Annotated in this window: 1 protein-coding gene; it reads right to left on the reverse strand. The window is 64.6% G+C overall.

Features of this window, described 5'->3' with window-relative positions:
• A partial coding sequence (locus B4920_RS26440; protein ID WP_173862714.1) for a transposase occupies window positions 1-268 on the reverse strand: 268 nt, incomplete at both ends.

Here is a 268-nt window from a genome sequence, read left to right on the forward strand (position 1 = left end):
CGTACACATGGATCGGCAGGAAGCAGCGCTCACCGTGATGTCCGTTCCAGAACGAGAGCTGCTGATAGCCGTGCACGACATCACACGTGTCATCGATATCCAGCGTCACCGCCGCCGGTGGGGCCGGATAGCTGGCACAGTAAACGCCGATCATCGCGACCATCATCCGGGCCAGTTCACGCGTGGTCGGTGCATTCTCCCAGCGGCTCATCGTCGGTTGGCTGGCCAGCCCCGCGCCCGATCCCGGCAACTTGCCCAGCGCCAGGCG

It is taken from the genome of Zoogloea sp. LCSB751 (genome assembly GCF_002028455.1).
GTDB lineage: Bacteria > Pseudomonadota > Gammaproteobacteria > Burkholderiales > Rhodocyclaceae > Zoogloea.